Annotated in this window: 11 protein-coding genes and 1 pseudogene; 8 read left to right on the top strand and 4 right to left on the bottom strand. The window is 52.9% G+C overall.

Annotation, left to right across the window (positions count from 1 at the left end):
- Positions 1-251: 251 nt before the first annotated feature.
- The 3 genes and pseudogenes from OHJ21_RS16025 (at position 252) to OHJ21_RS16015 (ending at position 4,048) form a co-directional block, all read left to right on the top strand.
- Entirely contained in the window at positions 252-1,412 is a 1,161-nt protein-coding gene (locus OHJ21_RS16025; protein WP_100538575.1) for a sugar diacid recognition domain-containing protein, read from the top strand.
- A 156-nt stretch (positions 1,413-1,568) separates the two neighbouring features.
- Positions 1,569-2,845 (top strand): annotated as a pseudogene (locus OHJ21_RS16020) (GntP family permease).
- 60 nt (positions 2,846-2,905) lie between these two features.
- A complete protein-coding gene (locus tag OHJ21_RS16015; RefSeq protein WP_326114687.1) occupies positions 2,906-4,048 on the top strand; it encodes a glycerate kinase in 1,143 nt (380 codons plus the stop codon).
- A 496-nt stretch (positions 4,049-4,544) separates the two neighbouring features.
- On the opposite strand, the gene OHJ21_RS16010 is transcribed toward OHJ21_RS16015, so the two are convergent.
- Complete coding sequence (locus OHJ21_RS16010; RefSeq protein WP_486020519.1) at positions 4,545-5,420, bottom strand: LysR family transcriptional regulator; 876 nt, start codon at positions 5,418-5,420, stop codon at positions 4,545-4,547.
- 132 nt (positions 5,421-5,552) lie between these two features.
- Between OHJ21_RS16010 and OHJ21_RS16005 the strand changes: the two genes are divergently transcribed.
- Positions 5,553-6,473 (top strand): NADP-dependent oxidoreductase, encoded by a 921-nt coding sequence (locus OHJ21_RS16005; RefSeq protein WP_486020518.1) that lies wholly within the window; start codon positions 5,553-5,555, stop codon positions 6,471-6,473.
- A gap of 171 nt (positions 6,474-6,644) precedes the next feature.
- Positions 6,645-7,556, top strand: a complete 912-nt coding sequence (locus tag OHJ21_RS16000) for a DUF4097 family beta strand repeat-containing protein (RefSeq protein ID WP_486020517.1) — start codon at positions 6,645-6,647, stop codon at positions 7,554-7,556.
- A gap of 179 nt (positions 7,557-7,735) precedes the next feature.
- On the opposite strand, the gene OHJ21_RS15995 is transcribed toward OHJ21_RS16000, so the two are convergent.
- The 3 genes from OHJ21_RS15995 to OHJ21_RS15985 form a co-directional block, all read right to left on the bottom strand.
- Positions 7,736-8,437, bottom strand: a complete 702-nt coding sequence (locus OHJ21_RS15995; protein ID WP_326113775.1) for a MerR family transcriptional regulator — start codon at positions 8,435-8,437, stop codon at positions 7,736-7,738.
- Positions 8,438-8,557: 120 nt separating this feature from the next.
- Entirely contained in the window at positions 8,558-9,430 is an 873-nt protein-coding gene (locus OHJ21_RS15990; protein ID WP_100538568.1) for an alpha/beta fold hydrolase, read from the bottom strand.
- A gap of 204 nt (positions 9,431-9,634) precedes the next feature.
- Positions 9,635-10,261 (bottom strand): CGNR zinc finger domain-containing protein, encoded by a 627-nt coding sequence (locus OHJ21_RS15985; RefSeq protein WP_100538567.1) that lies wholly within the window; start codon positions 10,259-10,261, stop codon positions 9,635-9,637.
- Between the two features lie 317 nt (positions 10,262-10,578).
- On the opposite strand from OHJ21_RS15985, the gene uvrA reads away from it, so the two are divergent.
- The 3 genes from uvrA (at position 10,579) to OHJ21_RS15970 (ending at position 15,357) form a co-directional block, all read left to right on the top strand.
- Complete coding sequence (gene uvrA / locus OHJ21_RS15980; RefSeq protein WP_486020514.1) at positions 10,579-13,080, top strand: excinuclease ABC subunit UvrA; 2,502 nt, start codon at positions 10,579-10,581, stop codon at positions 13,078-13,080.
- A gap of 29 nt (positions 13,081-13,109) precedes the next feature.
- A complete protein-coding gene (locus tag OHJ21_RS15975; RefSeq protein WP_100538565.1) occupies positions 13,110-14,873 on the top strand; it encodes an ABC transporter ATP-binding protein in 1,764 nt (587 codons plus the stop codon).
- Positions 14,874-14,967: 94 nt separating this feature from the next.
- Entirely contained in the window at positions 14,968-15,357 is a 390-nt protein-coding gene (locus OHJ21_RS15970) for a tautomerase family protein (protein ID WP_486020513.1), read from the top strand.
- Positions 15,358-15,365: the final 8 nt, after the last annotated feature.

The following is a 15,365-nucleotide window of genomic DNA, read 5'->3' as shown; positions in this document are numbered from 1 at the left end:
GGTGTTTGAGTTTACAAAAGAAACGCGAAAGCGTATACTCAGACAAAATAACCGTTAATTAGAGTACCTCACCGAATAACAGCTACTTCGTGAGGAAATTCCCTTCCTCTTGTGTTAACACTCACATTTAGGGCGTATATAACGTTATTCGAAACTGAATGCCCCTATCCCGGATGAATGCGATTAATCGCGCTTATCGGATGGAGGGCGTTTTTTCATATCGTTGCGGACATAGACAGGGGATAGACAAGATGAGCAGATTGACGAAGGAATTGGCGCAAGAAATTGTAACGCGGACGATGCAAGTGATTCATTATAATGTAAACGTCATGGATGAACGGGGGCGGATTATCGGTTCTGGCGACCGCTCGCGCTTATATCAGAAGCATGAAGGGGCGCTCATTGCGATTGAGAGGAAAGGTCGCTTCGAGATTGACGAGGAAAGCGCGCGCAAGCTGCAAGGGGTGCTGCCCGGAACGAATCTGGCCATTCACTTCCAGGGCGAAGTTGTTGGGGTCATTGGCATTACCGGCGATCCGAACGAGGTGACCAAGTACGGCGAGCTGGTGAAAATGACGGCGGAAATGTACTTGGAGCAAGCAGATCTGCTGGAGAAAGCCCAATGGGATAAGCGGATGAAGGAGGATTTCCTTCAGTCCGTCATTCATGCGGACGGCAAGGATAACGCCATGCTGCGCCTCCAGGCGGAACGGATTGGCTTCCATCCGGATAAGGCGCGGGTTGCATGCATTATGGAGCTGACCGGTGCGCAGGACGCGAATTCATTGTCTACGCTCAAGCAGGTGGTTGAAATATTGGAGGGTCGGCCCGCCATCGACCTGATCGCCATTCGCAATACGCGCCAAATCGTGTTGTATAAGCCCCATCTCCATCCGCGGGAGCCGAACACCGATATATGCGAAGGCATCCGTCACATTCGCAGGCTGCTGGAGGAGAAGCGGATTGCACCGCTCCGCATTGCGGTTGGCAAGGCGTATTCCGGCATCGACGGCTTAATCGCGTCTTACCGTTCCGCGCAAGATACGATGCGGGCAGGCCAGGCGATATTCCCGGAGCAGACGGTATACTACAGTGAAGATATGCCGAATGAGACCGTGGCAGCGAACGTTACGCCTTCGTGGGTGGTGGAAGAGCTGAAGCGGCTATGGTGGCGATTCGCGCAGGAGGATAAGAGCGGGGAACTGCAGCAGACGCTGGCGGCCTATTATGATGAGAACGGCGAGCAGCAGCGCATCGCCGAGCGGCTGTCGATTCATCGGAATACGCTTCGCTACCGGCTGCAGCGCATTCATGAGGCGACCGGCAAAGACCCGAAGCATTTTCGCGATTTATATACGCTGATGACGGCCCGCTGGCTAAGCGCGCTAAGAAGAGAGGAAGCCGGAGAGTGACGGCGTCTGGAAGGAACATGCATGATTTGTGCATTTGAACAAAAAACATGTTCTATAAAGCGCTTTATTTCATTTTTATGCATGATGAAGCGCTTTCACATTACAGGTACAGTCATAGTATAACGAATGGAGACAACACATTAGGGGGTCTTGACTATGGACGTATCTGTAACTGTACTTGGTGCTTTGACGGCATTGGTTGTGGCGATTGTGCTTATATTGCGTAAAGTCCCTCCGGCCTATGGCATGATGATTGGGGCACTTGCCGGGGGGGTCGTCGGCGGAATCGGGCTGGTTGATTCGGTGAATTTGATGATGGAGGGCGCGAAGGGCATGATTCCGGCCGTGCTGCGCATCCTGGCAGCCGGCGTGCTTGCCGGCGTCCTGATTGAATCGGGCGGCGCGAAGACGATTGCCGAAACGTTGGTCCGTAAGGTCGGCGAGACGCGTGCGCTGTTTGCGCTGGCGTTCGCGACGATGGTACTGACGGCGGTCGGCGTATTTATCGACGTCGCGGTCATTACGGTGGCACCGATTGCGATCGCGATTGCGCAGCGCGCCGACTTGTCCCGCATGGCGATATTGCTTGCCATGATCGGCGGTGGGAAGGCCGGCAACATTATGTCGCCGAATCCGAACGCCATCTCGGCGGCAGAGGCATTCAATATTCCACTGACATCGATGATGATGGCAGGAATCATACCGGCTGTCCTTGGGCTTTTTGCCACTTATCTGATCGCGAAGCGCCTGTCCAAAAAGGGAACGAAGATCACGGGCCAGGAAAGCGTAGACGACGGCGCTCAGCAGCTTCCGAGCTTCCTGGCGGCGATGATGGCTCCGATCACGGCGATTGTGCTGTTGGCACTGCGCCCGCTGGCCGGCATCGTCATCGATCCGGTTATCGCACTGCCGGTCGGCGGCCTCGTTGGCGCCTTGTGCATGGGCCGCATCAAGCAGATCAATCAATTTGCGGTATCGGGCTTGGGCAAAATGTCGGGCGTGGCTATCATGCTGCTCGGCACGGGGACGTTGGCAGGCATTATATCGAATTCGCAATTGAAGAATGTCATCATCGACAGTCTAGCCACCTCCGGCTTGCCGGCTTGCCGGCTTACTTGCTTGCGCCGATCAGCGGCGCGTTCATGTCCTTGGCCACCGCTTCGACAACAGCCGGTACCGCGGTTGCCAGCTCGGTGTTCGGCTCGACGATTATGGGGCTTGGCGTTGCTTCCCTGGGGGCTGCGGCGATGATTCACGCCGGGGCGACCGTCTTTGACCATATGCCGCACGGCAGCTTCTTCCACGCAACGGGCGGAAGCGTCAATATGGCGATGAAGGAGCGGCTGCGTCTTATTCCGTATGAGACCGCAATCGGTCTCGTTCTGGCCGCCGTATCGACACTGGTGTTCGGCGTGTTCGGCTGGTTCTTGTAATCTGCGGCAAAATGATGGTTCAGGCAGTTGGTTAAGACTGATGGAGAGGGAGTGGAGAGAATGAAGGTTGTAATTGCTCCAGACTCATTTAAAGAGAGTTTATCCGCATTAGAGGCATGTCATGCCATAGAGAAGGGAATGCGCGCCGTATATCCCGAAGCGGATATCGTAAATGTACCGATGGCTGACGGCGGGGAGGGCACGGTGCAGTCTTTGGTGGATGCGACAGGTGGGCGATTGGTTCACCGCGAAGTGACGGGACCGCTTGGCACCCCCGTGACCGCGTTCTACGGCATACTTGGTGACGGAAAGACCGCGATTATCGAAATGGCGGCCGCCTCGGGACTAGCGCTTGTGCCGCCGGAGCAGCGCAATCCGCTCGCGACGACGACGCGGGGCACCGGCGAGCTGATTACGTCGGCGCTGAACGAAGGCGTCAGCACGATTATTCTCGGCTTGGGCGGCAGCGCCACGAACGACGGCGGCGCCGGCATGGCGCAGGCGATCGGGGTGCGGCTGCTTGACGCTCATGGCTCGGAAATTGGCCATGGCGGCGGAGAGCTGCATCGCATTGCCCGCATCGATACGGGCGGAGCCGATCCGCGGCTGAAGCAGGTTGCCTTCGTGGCCGCGTGCGATGTGGATAACCCGCTGACCGGAGAGCGCGGCGCCTCGGCCGTATTTGGCCCCCAAAAAGGCGCCGATCCGGCCATGGTACAGCAGCTTGACGGCAATCTCGCCCATTATGCGGCGATGATTCAAGCATGCTTGGGCCGCGACGTGGCCCAGATTCCCGGCGCTGGCGCAGCCGGAGGGCTTGGCGCAGGTATGCTCGCTTTTTTGGCCGCTGAGTTGAAGCGGGGCGTGGATATTGTTATCGAAGCGACGGGGCTGGCTTCGCATGTGAAGGATGCGGATCTCGTCATTACGGGAGAAGGCCGCATCGACGGACAGACGATTTACGGCAAAACGCCGATGGGCGTGGCCAAGACGGCCAAGCGGTACGGAGTGCCGGTCATCGGCATCGCGGGCTCGCTTGCGGACGGGCATGAAGCGGTGCTTGAGCATGGCATCGATATGGTGTTCACGATCGTGCCCGGCGTATGCAGCCTGGACGATGCGATAAGACAAGCCGCCGCCAATATGGAGCGTACAGTGCGCAATATGGCGATGACGTTAAAATGCGGTAGCAAGTTGGCTTGAATAAAATGACGATTAGAGACGGGCATGATGGAATTCGAGTATAGGATTTGATTGGCAATCCTGTTGCTAAGGGGCCGTCCCATTAGTAAGTCTGCTTACTCGATGAGACGGCTCAGTGGATGAAAAAACAACAAAAAATAAAGGAATGGCGGTTCCAGGGAGGTCAGCCCTGTACCGCCATTTCTGTCTTTGACGAGAGATATTTTCCTCCAAATCCATTAATGGTTTGGATAGCACCTCCATTTTACAGAAAAACGGCTTCTTTGCGTCTAAAAAAGTAAGAAATCTGCCCGGCGTAGCGGAGAGGACAAAAGGATTCCGGACAAGCGTCAGTGTTCGCCATTACCCCCACAGTTCGTCTTTACCCAGAACCATTCCAAGAAATGTGGGGGCAACTGCGATGGTAGGAACGATTCGTACACGGAGTGTCTTCTAACAGCAAGCAGGGGTCCTCCCGCAAGATCTAAGATCTTGCGGGAGGATCCCTTGTGACCCCTTACCGTGGTTCCGCGTAATACTCCACAAGGAAATCACGGAACGAAATCGCGGCCTTGGACAAGTACCTGGATTCCAGCCATGCAATTTGGAATATGCGGCGGGTCAGAGGCTCCTGAATGCTTAGCTTCGTCAGCTTTAATTCCTCGCCGCTTCTGCATTCACCGATTAAAGCCACGCCAAATCCGGAACGGACCAAATCGGCTATGGTTCCGGGATCCTCCACCTCGCAGACGATCTTCGGCTGAAAACCGGCTTGTTTGCAAAACTCATTATTCATCTTCTGATACGGATGGCCTTCTTTATAACCGACAAAAGATTCTCCTGCAGCCTCGCTTAAGTGAATTTGATTTTTTCCGGCTAAGCGGTGGGTAGGGGGAACGGCTAAGAACACCTCTTCGACGAGCAAAGGCAAACTGCGTATATCCGGGTGCCGGATGGGCATGGAAGTGAGAAAGAAATCAACCTCATTATGTTCAATGGTCTGAACCATATCCTCCATCGAAGACTGGATGATATGAAAGTTGACTTTCGGATGTTTGCTTAGAAACAATCTTAAAGGCTCACGGAGCTGCTCCATGTTGGATAGGGCCATATGAATGCGCCCATGCTCCAGTCCCGCCAGATCCTCGACTTCCCGCCGTCCTTCTTCCAGCAGCTGCAGCGCTGCTTTGGCTTTTGCCAAAAATGCTTTGCCATACGGATTGAGACGGATTTGCCGGCCTTGGCGTTCAAATAACGGAGCGCCGAGATCCTCTTCGAGTCTGGAAATGGTCTTGCTGAGCGCCGGCTGAGCAATATGGAGCTCCTCTGCGGCTTTGGTCATATGTTCAAGTCTTGCTACGGTTACAAAATACTTCAGCTGTAACATTTCCATTACGGTCCACCGCCCTTGCTTATATACTCCAGTATATATATACATAGACAATTTTGTATTTTTTATTATCTATCGATGATTATAGAATGATCTCAGAAAGAAGATCAAGGGATTCATGAAAGGATGATCGATATGAGAGCCGCTGCGTTTCGTACGATTGGACCGCCGGATGTCCTGCGTGTCTTGGAATTTGAAGATCCTCAGGCCGGTAGCGGTCAGGTAAGAGTTAGCGTCAAGACAGCTGGCGTACAGCCGGCCGACTGCGGAATCAGGGGGAGCGGCTGGGCGCCGCCCGGCGTGACATTGCGGATGCCGCAAATCCTCGGTAACGAGTTCGCCGGAACGATAGATCAGGTAGGTGAGGGAGTCACCGGCTTTGTGGTTGGAGAGGACGTCATTGGCTGGTCTGTACTCGCCTGCTACGCTGAGTATGTGGTGGTCAGCACAGATCAAGTGGTACGCAAACCGGATTCCATGCCTTGGGAAGAAGCCGGTGTCTTGACCGCATCGGGACAAACCGCTCATACGGCACTTGGGACGTTAGGGGTCGGTCACGGGGATACGGTTTTGATTCATGCGGCAGCGGGTGGCGTCGGTTCTTTTGCCGTCCAAATTGCTCATGCCTGGGGAGCCCGGGTCATCGGAACGGCAAGCGAGCGAAATCATGATTATCTTCGTTCACTGGGTGCTGTTCCTGTTGTTTATCGCCCAGGTCTTGTAGACCGGGTCAAGGCTGCAGCCCCCGAGGGAGTGAGTGCAGCGCTGGATGCCGCCGGGGAAGAAGCGCTGCGGGCTTCGGTGGAGCTTGTCGGCGACCGGAGCCGCATCGGCACGATTGTAGCCTTCGATCGGGTAGAGGAATTGGGCGTTCGCGCGATCCGCAGTCAGCGATCCAAGGATCGATTGGCCGAACTGGTTCAATTATATGAACAAGGGGAACTGAAGATCCATGTGTCCCGGACGTTTTCGCTGAGCGAAGCGGCAGAAGCGCATCGTATCGTGGAGTCCGGCCATGTTCGGGGGAAGGTCGTGCTGCGAATAGACCAGCCATGAGAACCGCGCATGATGTTGGAGGAATGATTCGTACGCGCAGCGTCATACAAAAGACGGAGGGGGCGTCCCAGACTAAGGTCCAGGAAGAAACTTGTCCGTGGCAGCGTGTTAACTTTTTCCTTCACGATATAATGGACATATACATAAAGAGGAATGGACGTGGAGGTTTTTATGAGAAAACAGAGTATGATGGCAGTGAAAATCTCATCGCTGTTGATATTTGCCGTACTGGTGGGATGCGATGCCGCCAATAATGCGGAGGAAGCATTAAATCAGGAGCTTGATAAACTAGCGCAAGTCGGAAATATTGCCGGCGATTCAGCGCTGGCTATCAGTGATCAAGTAAAGCGGGAAGGGAAAGAGTTCGAGTTGACGACGGCTCAGGAAGCGGGAGCAGCCGAGGGACTGGCCATCGACCATGCCGTAGGCAATATTGAGCTCATCGCTGTACCCGGTAATGAGATCAAAGTAAAAACCACCGTATGGTTTAACGAAAGCTTCTTCAAGAATGACAATATTCGTACCCAAGTTACGGAGCAGGCGGCCACTTCTTTTACGCTCAACGACGGTACGCTGGAATTAAGAACGCACCCTAGGGAGGACTCCAGCAAGAGTCTATGGGATTGGTCGCAGAAGCAATTTGGCGATTCCGGATTCATGATTGATTATGTGATCGAAGTACCGGAAGACCTGCACCATATCCGCATCAAGAATGATGTTGGAAAGATTCGGCTGAACGAATTGAAGGGAGCTTTTGAACTTCAGTTGGGAGCCGGGGAAATTTGGCTCGGTAAAACCGAAATCACGGGCAATTCCAAGATCGTATCCGAAGCGGGCAGCGTGAAGCTGGATCTAGAGCAGATCGATAAGGACAGCACGCTGACGGCCACCACATCGGCAGGCAGCATCACGGCTACGTTTGCGCCGTCCATGAAATATACGCTGGATACGCAAACCGAGTTGGGACAGATTACAGGCGCAAGCCGGGGGCAGAGCGATGTAAACGGCGGCGGAGCGAAAATATCCCTGACTACCTCCGTCGGTTCCATCAAAGTTAATCCACAAACGGCACATGACAGTTAAGAACATGCCAGACTCCATAACGAGCTAATCTCTTGGAATAATCGGGGGAAACTCTTCAAATCCCTCTAGTACATAAGGTTATCAAGGATCAATAAATATACAAAAAAACAAACACGGACGGAGCTTTCGTGTTTGTTTTTTTTGTATGTGTAGACCATAGCGCGAATTGGAAATGGGGCTTACATTAACTTCAATACTTGGCACAGCTGATATAGATAGTGCACGCCGCGTATTTGGTTATGGTTGCGGTAGTTGAGGTATACAAGCGTGTCCTTGAGCACCCGTCTGGCATTATGAACTTGATGATGCTCGAGTTCATGCAGTACATCTTTGATGACTTCCAGCGGGTAATTAGCCGAGCGAAGAATCCGAATGATCATGATCTGCCGGATCTGCGCGCCATCGAACTTTCGGTAGCCGTTATCCTGATCCCGGGGCAGATTAAGGACGCCTTCCTTCTCCCAGTGGCGGATGGCCGAGGTAGGAACGCCGGTCTCTGCCGCAACCTCCCCGATAGTCAACTCTCTTTTCCGGCCACGGGCATCGACAACGTCAAGCTGCTCGGTTTCCAGAATGCGGATGGTCCGCTCCGCGAGGATTTTATCCTGCTGCAGATTGGCCTGGACCTCGCTTACGATCCACAGCGCTTCATCGAGCTCGTTCTCCTGCAGTTTGATCATCACTTGCTTTGTAACGTCTACGCCGAAACCGGGAAACATGGCTCTGATGCATTCAAAGTAAGCGGCATGCTCCTCGGTATATATCCGGTAACCGTTCGGAGCACGCTTCGCAGGAGGGACAATTCCCCATTTTTCATAGTGCTTGAGCGCACTTGTGGTAACCCCCAGTTTCTTGGCGATATCAATCGGTCTGATACCCATGATGGTCCCCCTTGCCACATGCGGATCTGCCTGAATCCTTTTTTCTGGGGGATTGTATCATGAAGCATGGCTCAATGAAAAGCCTGCCGGGAAAATGGCGGATCCTCGTCTTGATTTATGTCATGATGATTGTCGTTCCAAAAATGCGCGAATGTATTGGATGATTTCCGGTCCATGTGACTCCAACGCAAAATGCCCGGCATCCTTCAGGATGTGAAGCTCGGCTTCGGGCAGATCACGCAAATACGGATGGGCCCCGTTCTCAGGGAAGATGTGGTCACCTTGTCCCCATACAATAAGCGTTGGTGGCTGCGCATCCCGGAAATACTGCTGCCAAGCCGGGTACAACGGAGGATTTGATCCGTAATCCAAGAACAAATCCAGTTGGATATCCTGGTTGCCGGGGCGGTCCAGCAGCGCTTGATCCAGCGTGTAGGTGTCCGGGCTAATAAGGGAGGTATCATGGACGCCATGAGTATATTGCCACTTCGTTGCCTCGATGCTGGTTAACCAGCGCAGGGCCTCGCGTTTATCCGGGTTCGCGGGATCTTCCCAGTAAGCTTTAATAGGATTCCAGAATTCTTCGAGCCCCTCATCGTAGGCGTTCCCGTTCTGAATGATCAGGCCTCGGATTCGCTCGGGTTGTCGCGCCGCAATCCGGAACCCGACGGGTGCACCATAGTCCATAAGGTAGATGTAGAAGCTCTTGATATTTAATTGGGCGAGCAATTCCTCGATGAGCTGACTGAAATGGTCAAAGCTGTACCGGAACTGATCATGGTCAGGCGCACTGCTGTAACCAAAACCAGGATAATCCGGTGCAATCACGTGGTACTGATCGGCAAGGGCCGGAATCAATTGACGATACATATGGCTGGAAGTCGGGAAACCATGCAGCAGCAGGACAACAGGCGAGCCGGGAGCCCCCGCCTCACGGTAAAAAATATCCAAACCTTCGATTTGAGCCGTGCGGTACTGGATTTTGTGTTCCACTCGATAAACGCCTCCTTGAATAACCTACGATTTTTTATGATGCGTTTGCTATGTAGATCCTTTTGACTGGTCGGAATGATAAGAAAAAAGCACCCCCTGTGATTTTATTAACCATCATAAATGATTTAAGGGTATTATATATCCTAATTATTAACCTGTAAAGTGTTGTTTTGAGTATTAAAAAAGGAATCTTAGATGATTTATCTAAGATTCCTTCGTTTGCTGCTGTTTCTGACGCTCCAGATAGGCAGCGACCTTCATGCGGTTCCCGCATGTTTTGGGGCTGCACCAGCGCCTTGTGCTATTTTTGCTATTGTCGTAAAAGCGAAGCACACACGCCGGATTTTCGCATTTTTTCACCAATTTCAGGTCATGGGTGGTTAAAAAATCAACGGCAGATGCGGCAACCGGGGTCAACAGATCCAGTGGCTTGCGAAAAAGCATCCGGCTTTTGCGGCTGTACGCGTTCCCTTCCGCCACAAGCGTTGTGCGAAGGATTTGCTCCTTCAGCAGCCCATTGACATACTGCAGGCTAGCTTCTGTTGAACTCTCGTTCACACTGCCCGGCTGAATCAGATGATAGAGGTGGTCGCGTAGCAATCTGGCGGCTTCCACGATTCCGGCTTCCTCCTCGTTGCCGTTATATACCGCCTTGCGCAGGTTGCGTTCCACCACCGACAGCAGGTTCGCCTTCACCATCCAATCCAGTAAAGAATCGAATGTATCCAGCAAATCCAGCGGTTGACCGTTGACAGCGATCTTGGTATTGACGAAATCCAGTACGGGATGGTTGCCAATAAAATAAAATTCGGGTGCGATTTTTTTCGGCATAGGTACCGCTCTCCTCAGAACGTACGATAAGTACTTATTTGTAGCCCATTATATAGTCAATGCTGTGTTTACACAAATGAAACGGCACCAAACATTATACATAAACCTTAAAGCTCCGTGACGGCTTTTGATATCGAAAGCGGCGATAGATCAACCTTTTTATGTTTGGGATTTTGTACTTGCATCAATGTTGTAAGATGGGTTTGTAAAATGAAGTATTGGAGCTAAGGTTCCAAAATGAAAGAGTATTCGAAGCATGTTTTATGGTGAAGGTTCTCAATGAAGCTCAGCTCCACAACACTTTAGGAGGTTTGGAAATGGAAGGAACGATTAAGATTCGCGGTGCCCGGGAGAACAACCTAAAGAATGTTTCGCTTGAAATCCCGAAGTACAAACTGGTTGTCATGACAGGGCCGTCCGGCTCCGGGAAGTCGACGCTCGCAATGGATACACTGCAGCGGGAGTGCCAGCGGCAGTACATGGAATCCATGGGCATGGTGTCGGACTCGGTCAGCAAGCCGAAGGTGGATTCGATTGAAGGACTTTCCCCGTCGATCAGCGTGGGACAGCACATTACGAACCGGAATCCAAGATCCACCATCGGAACGGTGACGGATATCTACACGCTGCTTCGAATTCTGTTTGCCAAGCTTGGTGAACGTACCTGTCCGTCCTGTGGCGATACGGTGATACCTCATGTGGATGGAGAAGCCTATCACGGACTTGCGGATGAGGAAGAGATCAGCGATTCCCACGAGACGGTTCATTGTAGGCGATGCGGCCATGGTCTCGAAAAATTGACGATGTCGCATTTTTCCTTTAACAAGCCGGAAGGCGCATGCGTAACATGCAGCGGACTCGGTCAAACGGTGAGTCTGAACATGGGTGCCGTGTTCCGTCCGGAATTAAGCCTAAGAGACGGCGGGGTGGCAACGTGGTACAGCGCTCTTACCGTTTATAACACCAGCATTCTGAAAGCGGCAGCCAAGTATTACGGGTTCGCATTCGATGAGTTCATGCCGCTTCGGGATTATGACGAGGTTCAGCGTGATCTCCTGTATTTCGGCGTTGAGAGCGAGCAGTTCAGCCGGCATTTTCCTGAGATGAAGCCGCCGAAGTCCGTAGGACAAGGCAAGTACGAGGGTGTAGTTACCGGAATATGGAGAAGGTACCGGGAGAAGGGGAGCGAGTCCGGGGAAGCCTCCCTGTTTCATGAGCATGTCTGTCCGGACTGCCACGGAACGAAGCTCAAGGAGGACAGCCGCCGCGTCCGGATAGAGGGCGTCTCCATTAACGAAGTCAACGCCTGGTCGATCGGGGAAGCCTTGAACTGGATGGAGGCACTGCTGAAGAAGCTGACGGCGGACCAATTAATGATTGTGGAACCGCTCATTCATGATTCCGTCGTCAGACTACAACGTATTATGGATGTCGGATTGGGTTACATGTCCATGGAGAGGCAGGTCGTCACCATGTCAGGCGGAGAAGCCCAGAGGCTTCGGCTCGCATCGATTCTGGGATCAGGCCTCACGGGGGTACTTTACATTTTGGACGAACCGACAACGGGACTGCATCCCAAAGATACCAGGGGACTCATCCAGGTTCTGAAACAACTGAGAGATTTGGGCAACACGGTGCTCGTCATCGAGCATGACGAAGAAGTGATGCGGGCCGCTGACCATATCATTGATATCGGACCGGGTGCGGGAACGATGGGCGGTACGGTTGTCGGTCAAGGAACGCTGGAGGAATTGATCCATAATCCCCAGTCCGTGACCGGATCCTACTTCCGGGATAACACGATGCTCACGGCACCGAGTCGGCGCAGGGCTGGAAACGGAAGCCTGCTGACGATCAAGGATGCACATTTAAGAAATCTGAAACATATCACGACGTCTTTCCCGCTCGGCTGTCTCATATCGGTGACAGGCGTATCGGGATCTGGTAAATCCACACTTTTGTTTGATCTTCTGGCGGAATCCGGAAGTGATCAATCAACTCCAATCGGCTGCAAGGCCATCACAGGTTGGGAATCGGTAGGGCAGCTGATTACGGTTGACCAATCACCGGTATCCCGAATGCAGCGCTCCAACATTGCTACGTATACCGATGTTTACACCCATATCAGAAACTGGTACGCCAGCTTGCCGGAAGCCAAGGAAAGTCAATTGACGGCCAAGCACTTTTCCTTTAACACGCAAGGTGGGCGATGCGAGACATGCCAAGGCCTTGGCGTCGTGTCCGTGCATATGCACTTCCTTCCGGAGCTGGAAGTACGTTGTCCGGATTGCAAGGGCAAGCGGTTTAAGGAAGAGGTTCTGCGCGTGACCTATAACGGTTACACCATCTCCGACATTTTGGATATGACCATTGAGGAAAGTCTGTCGATTCTGGAGGATCGACCGAAAATCATGGAATTGACCCAACTGCTCTGCGATGTCGGACTGGGGTATTTGAAGTGGGGGCAATCGGTGAGTACTTTATCCGGCGGTGAGGGGCAGCGGATTAAATTGGCCAAGGAACTGAGCAAAAAAACGAAGAATCACACGCTGTATTTGCTGGATGAACCTTCAACCGGGCTTCACCCGGGAGATGTCCGGCAGCTGCTCGTTCTGTTGAACCGCTTGGTGGACGCGGGGAACACTGTGATTTTGGTTGAACACAATCTGGATTTGATCTGGAATTCCGATTGGATCATCGATATCGGGCCTGGCGGGGGAGCAGCCGGTGGATCCCTGGTGGCGACAGGAACGCCCGAAGAAGTGGCTGCAGTGGAAGCCTCGTTTACCGGCCGCTTTATCAAAGAAATCTATATGTGACGGGTTGAACGAGAAGGGAGGAAGTTTGTATGGAGCAAGCCGTAGATGAGAAAGGCAAGGTAACAAAAACCACGGTTCGATATTTTATCAAGCTGCTGCGTTCTTCGGGCATTCCGAAGCTGGTGCTCTTTCTGGCGATCGTATTAAGTTTGGTCGGGGCGGTGACGGGACTTATCGTCCCGCTCATCACCGGCCAGCTCATCGATAATTTTGCCGCAGATGCGTTTAATATTCGCATGGTCGGCTTTCTGGCCGTCCTCTTCCTGCTGGAAGCCGTGGCCAGCGGACTTTCGTATTATATGCTTGCCTATGTCGGGAACCAGACGGTGAACAAAATTCGGAAACGGCTCTGGACGAAGGTGCTAGCCTTGCCGGTTCCGTTCTTCGACAAGCATCGCTCGGCCGAGACGATGAGCCGTGTGACCAACGACACGAATGAAGTAAAGACGCTGATCACGGATCATCTGATCGCTTTTTGTTCGAATCTATTGACCGTTTTGGGGGCGGTTGCCATATTGTTTTACTTGGATTGGCGGATGACCCTCATTATCCTGATTGCCGTTCCGGTCGGGTTCGGCATATTAATGCCCATCGGCGGAAAAATGTACAAAATCTCCATCAGTATGTATGGACAGCTGGCCCAGCTGTCCGCCATGCTGACCCAGGTGATCGGCGAGATCCGCCTGGTGAAAGCCTCCAACGCAGAACGGAGGGAGGAGAAAAGCGGGTACGAGGATATGGACAGCCTGTATCGTTTTGGCATGAAGGAAGCCAGGATCAACTCGGTCCTGATTCCGTTGATGTCGATGGTCATGGTTGTGCTGCTGGTGGTCATCATCGGATACGGCGGCGTTCGCGTCTCTTCCGGCGCGCTTAGCGCAGGCGAGCTGGTATCGTTTATCCTGCTGCTGTTCCAGATCATGTTTCCTTTCAGCCAGTTTGCCACGTTCTATTCCCAGCTCCAGAAGGTGATGGCGGCAACCGAGAGATTGCGGCTTATCCTCGAATATGAGCCGGAGAGCGACGATCGTGCGGTGCGTACTGCACCGGAAGGGCATCGGGACGTTGCATTTAAAGAGGTGACGTTTGCTTACCATGAAGGCGAGACCATTCTGTCCGAGGTATCCTTTTCGATACCTGCCAAGAAGGTCACCGCGCTGGTAGGACCCAGCGGCAGCGGCAAAACCACCGTGTTTTCCTTGATTGAGCGGTTCTACACGCCATCCGGCGGGGAAATTTACTTTGGCTCGGAAGCGATCCGTGATTATACTTTGGAGTCCTGGCGGCGAAAGCTAGGATATGTGTCCCAGGACAGCCCGCTGATGACCGGAACGATCCGGGACAATATCGTCTATGGACGGGAGGAGCCGGTCTCCGACGAGGAAATTGCCGAAGCGGCGAAATTGGCCTATGCCGAAGGATTTATTGAGGCCTTGCCGAGAGGATATGACACGGAGGTTGGGGAGCGAGGCATCCAGTTATCCGGAGGTCAGCGTCAACGGGTGGCGATTGCAAGGGCGCTGCTTCGGAAGCCGGACATCCTGCTTCTGGATGAAGCGACGGCAAGCCTGGACAGCGACTCCGAGCATGAAGTGCAGAAGGCGCTGAACAATCTGATGGTCGAGCGTACGACTGTGGTCATCGCGCACCGGTTATCGACCGTCGTCGAGGCGGACCAGATCATTGTGCTTGAAAAAGGACAAATTACGGGAAGCGGGACGCATGAGGAATTGATCCGTAACCATCCATCCTATGTGGAGTGGGCAAAGAAGCAGTTCCAGACCGGGGAGTAGGACCATACAAGAAGGTTTTTATACTGCTCGAATCGAATAGAAATATTAGATAACATAGCCTGAGCTAGATGAGTATAGAGGAGATGAGCAGAGCATGGCGCAGATCAAAATTTACGGCGTCCGGGATCGGTTGGACCCAGTCAAGGAGCAATTATCGGAAGTGATACACGCATGCGTGGTCGAAGCGTTTGAACTTCCGGCGGATAAGAAATTCCATCGGTTTTTTCCCATGAACGGGGAGGATTTCCACTTCCCTGACGGCAGAACGGATCGCTACACCGTGATCGAGATCAGCGTATTTGAAGGTCGTGCTGTGGAAGCCAAGAAACATCTGATTCGATTGTTATTCGAACGGATTCAGAATACGCTGCATATCGCACCGCAGGATGTGGAGATTACGATATTTGAAACACCGCAGCATAACTGGGGAATCCGGGGTTTGCCCGGGGATGAATTAGCTCTGGGTTATAAGGTGAATATTTAGAGCATCCA

It is taken from the genome of Virgibacillus sp. LDC1, assembly GCF_025792345.1.
Taxonomy (GTDB): Bacteria; Bacillota; Bacilli; order Paenibacillales; family Paenibacillaceae; genus Paenibacillus_AQ; species Paenibacillus_AQ lautus.
This window is presented reverse-complemented; position numbering and strand designations above follow the sequence as displayed.

Coding starts and splice junctions, on each gene's coding strand:
- OHJ21_RS16005 (WP_486020518.1), top strand. CDS start 5,553: ATGAGAGCCGCTGCGTTTCGTACGATTGGACCGCCGGATGTCCTGCGT.
- OHJ21_RS15975 (WP_100538565.1), top strand. CDS start 13,110: ATGGAGCAAGCCGTAGATGAGAAAGGCAAGGTAACAAAAACCACGGTT.
- OHJ21_RS15995 (WP_326113775.1), bottom strand. CDS start 8,437: ATGGGTATCAGACCGATTGATATCGCCAAGAAACTGGGGGTTACCACA.
- OHJ21_RS16000 (WP_486020517.1), top strand. CDS start 6,645: ATGAGAAAACAGAGTATGATGGCAGTGAAAATCTCATCGCTGTTGATA.
- OHJ21_RS16010 (WP_486020519.1), bottom strand. CDS start 5,420: ATGGAAATGTTACAGCTGAAGTATTTTGTAACCGTAGCAAGACTTGAA.
- OHJ21_RS16015 (WP_326114687.1), top strand. CDS start 2,906: ATGAAGGTTGTAATTGCTCCAGACTCATTTAAAGAGAGTTTATCCGCA.
- OHJ21_RS15985 (WP_100538567.1), bottom strand. CDS start 10,261: ATGCCGAAAAAAATCGCACCCGAATTTTATTTTATTGGCAACCATCCC.
- uvrA (WP_486020514.1), top strand. CDS start 10,579: ATGGAAGGAACGATTAAGATTCGCGGTGCCCGGGAGAACAACCTAAAG.
- OHJ21_RS15970 (WP_486020513.1), top strand. CDS start 14,968: ATGGCGCAGATCAAAATTTACGGCGTCCGGGATCGGTTGGACCCAGTC.
- OHJ21_RS16025 (WP_100538575.1), top strand. CDS start 252: ATGAGCAGATTGACGAAGGAATTGGCGCAAGAAATTGTAACGCGGACG.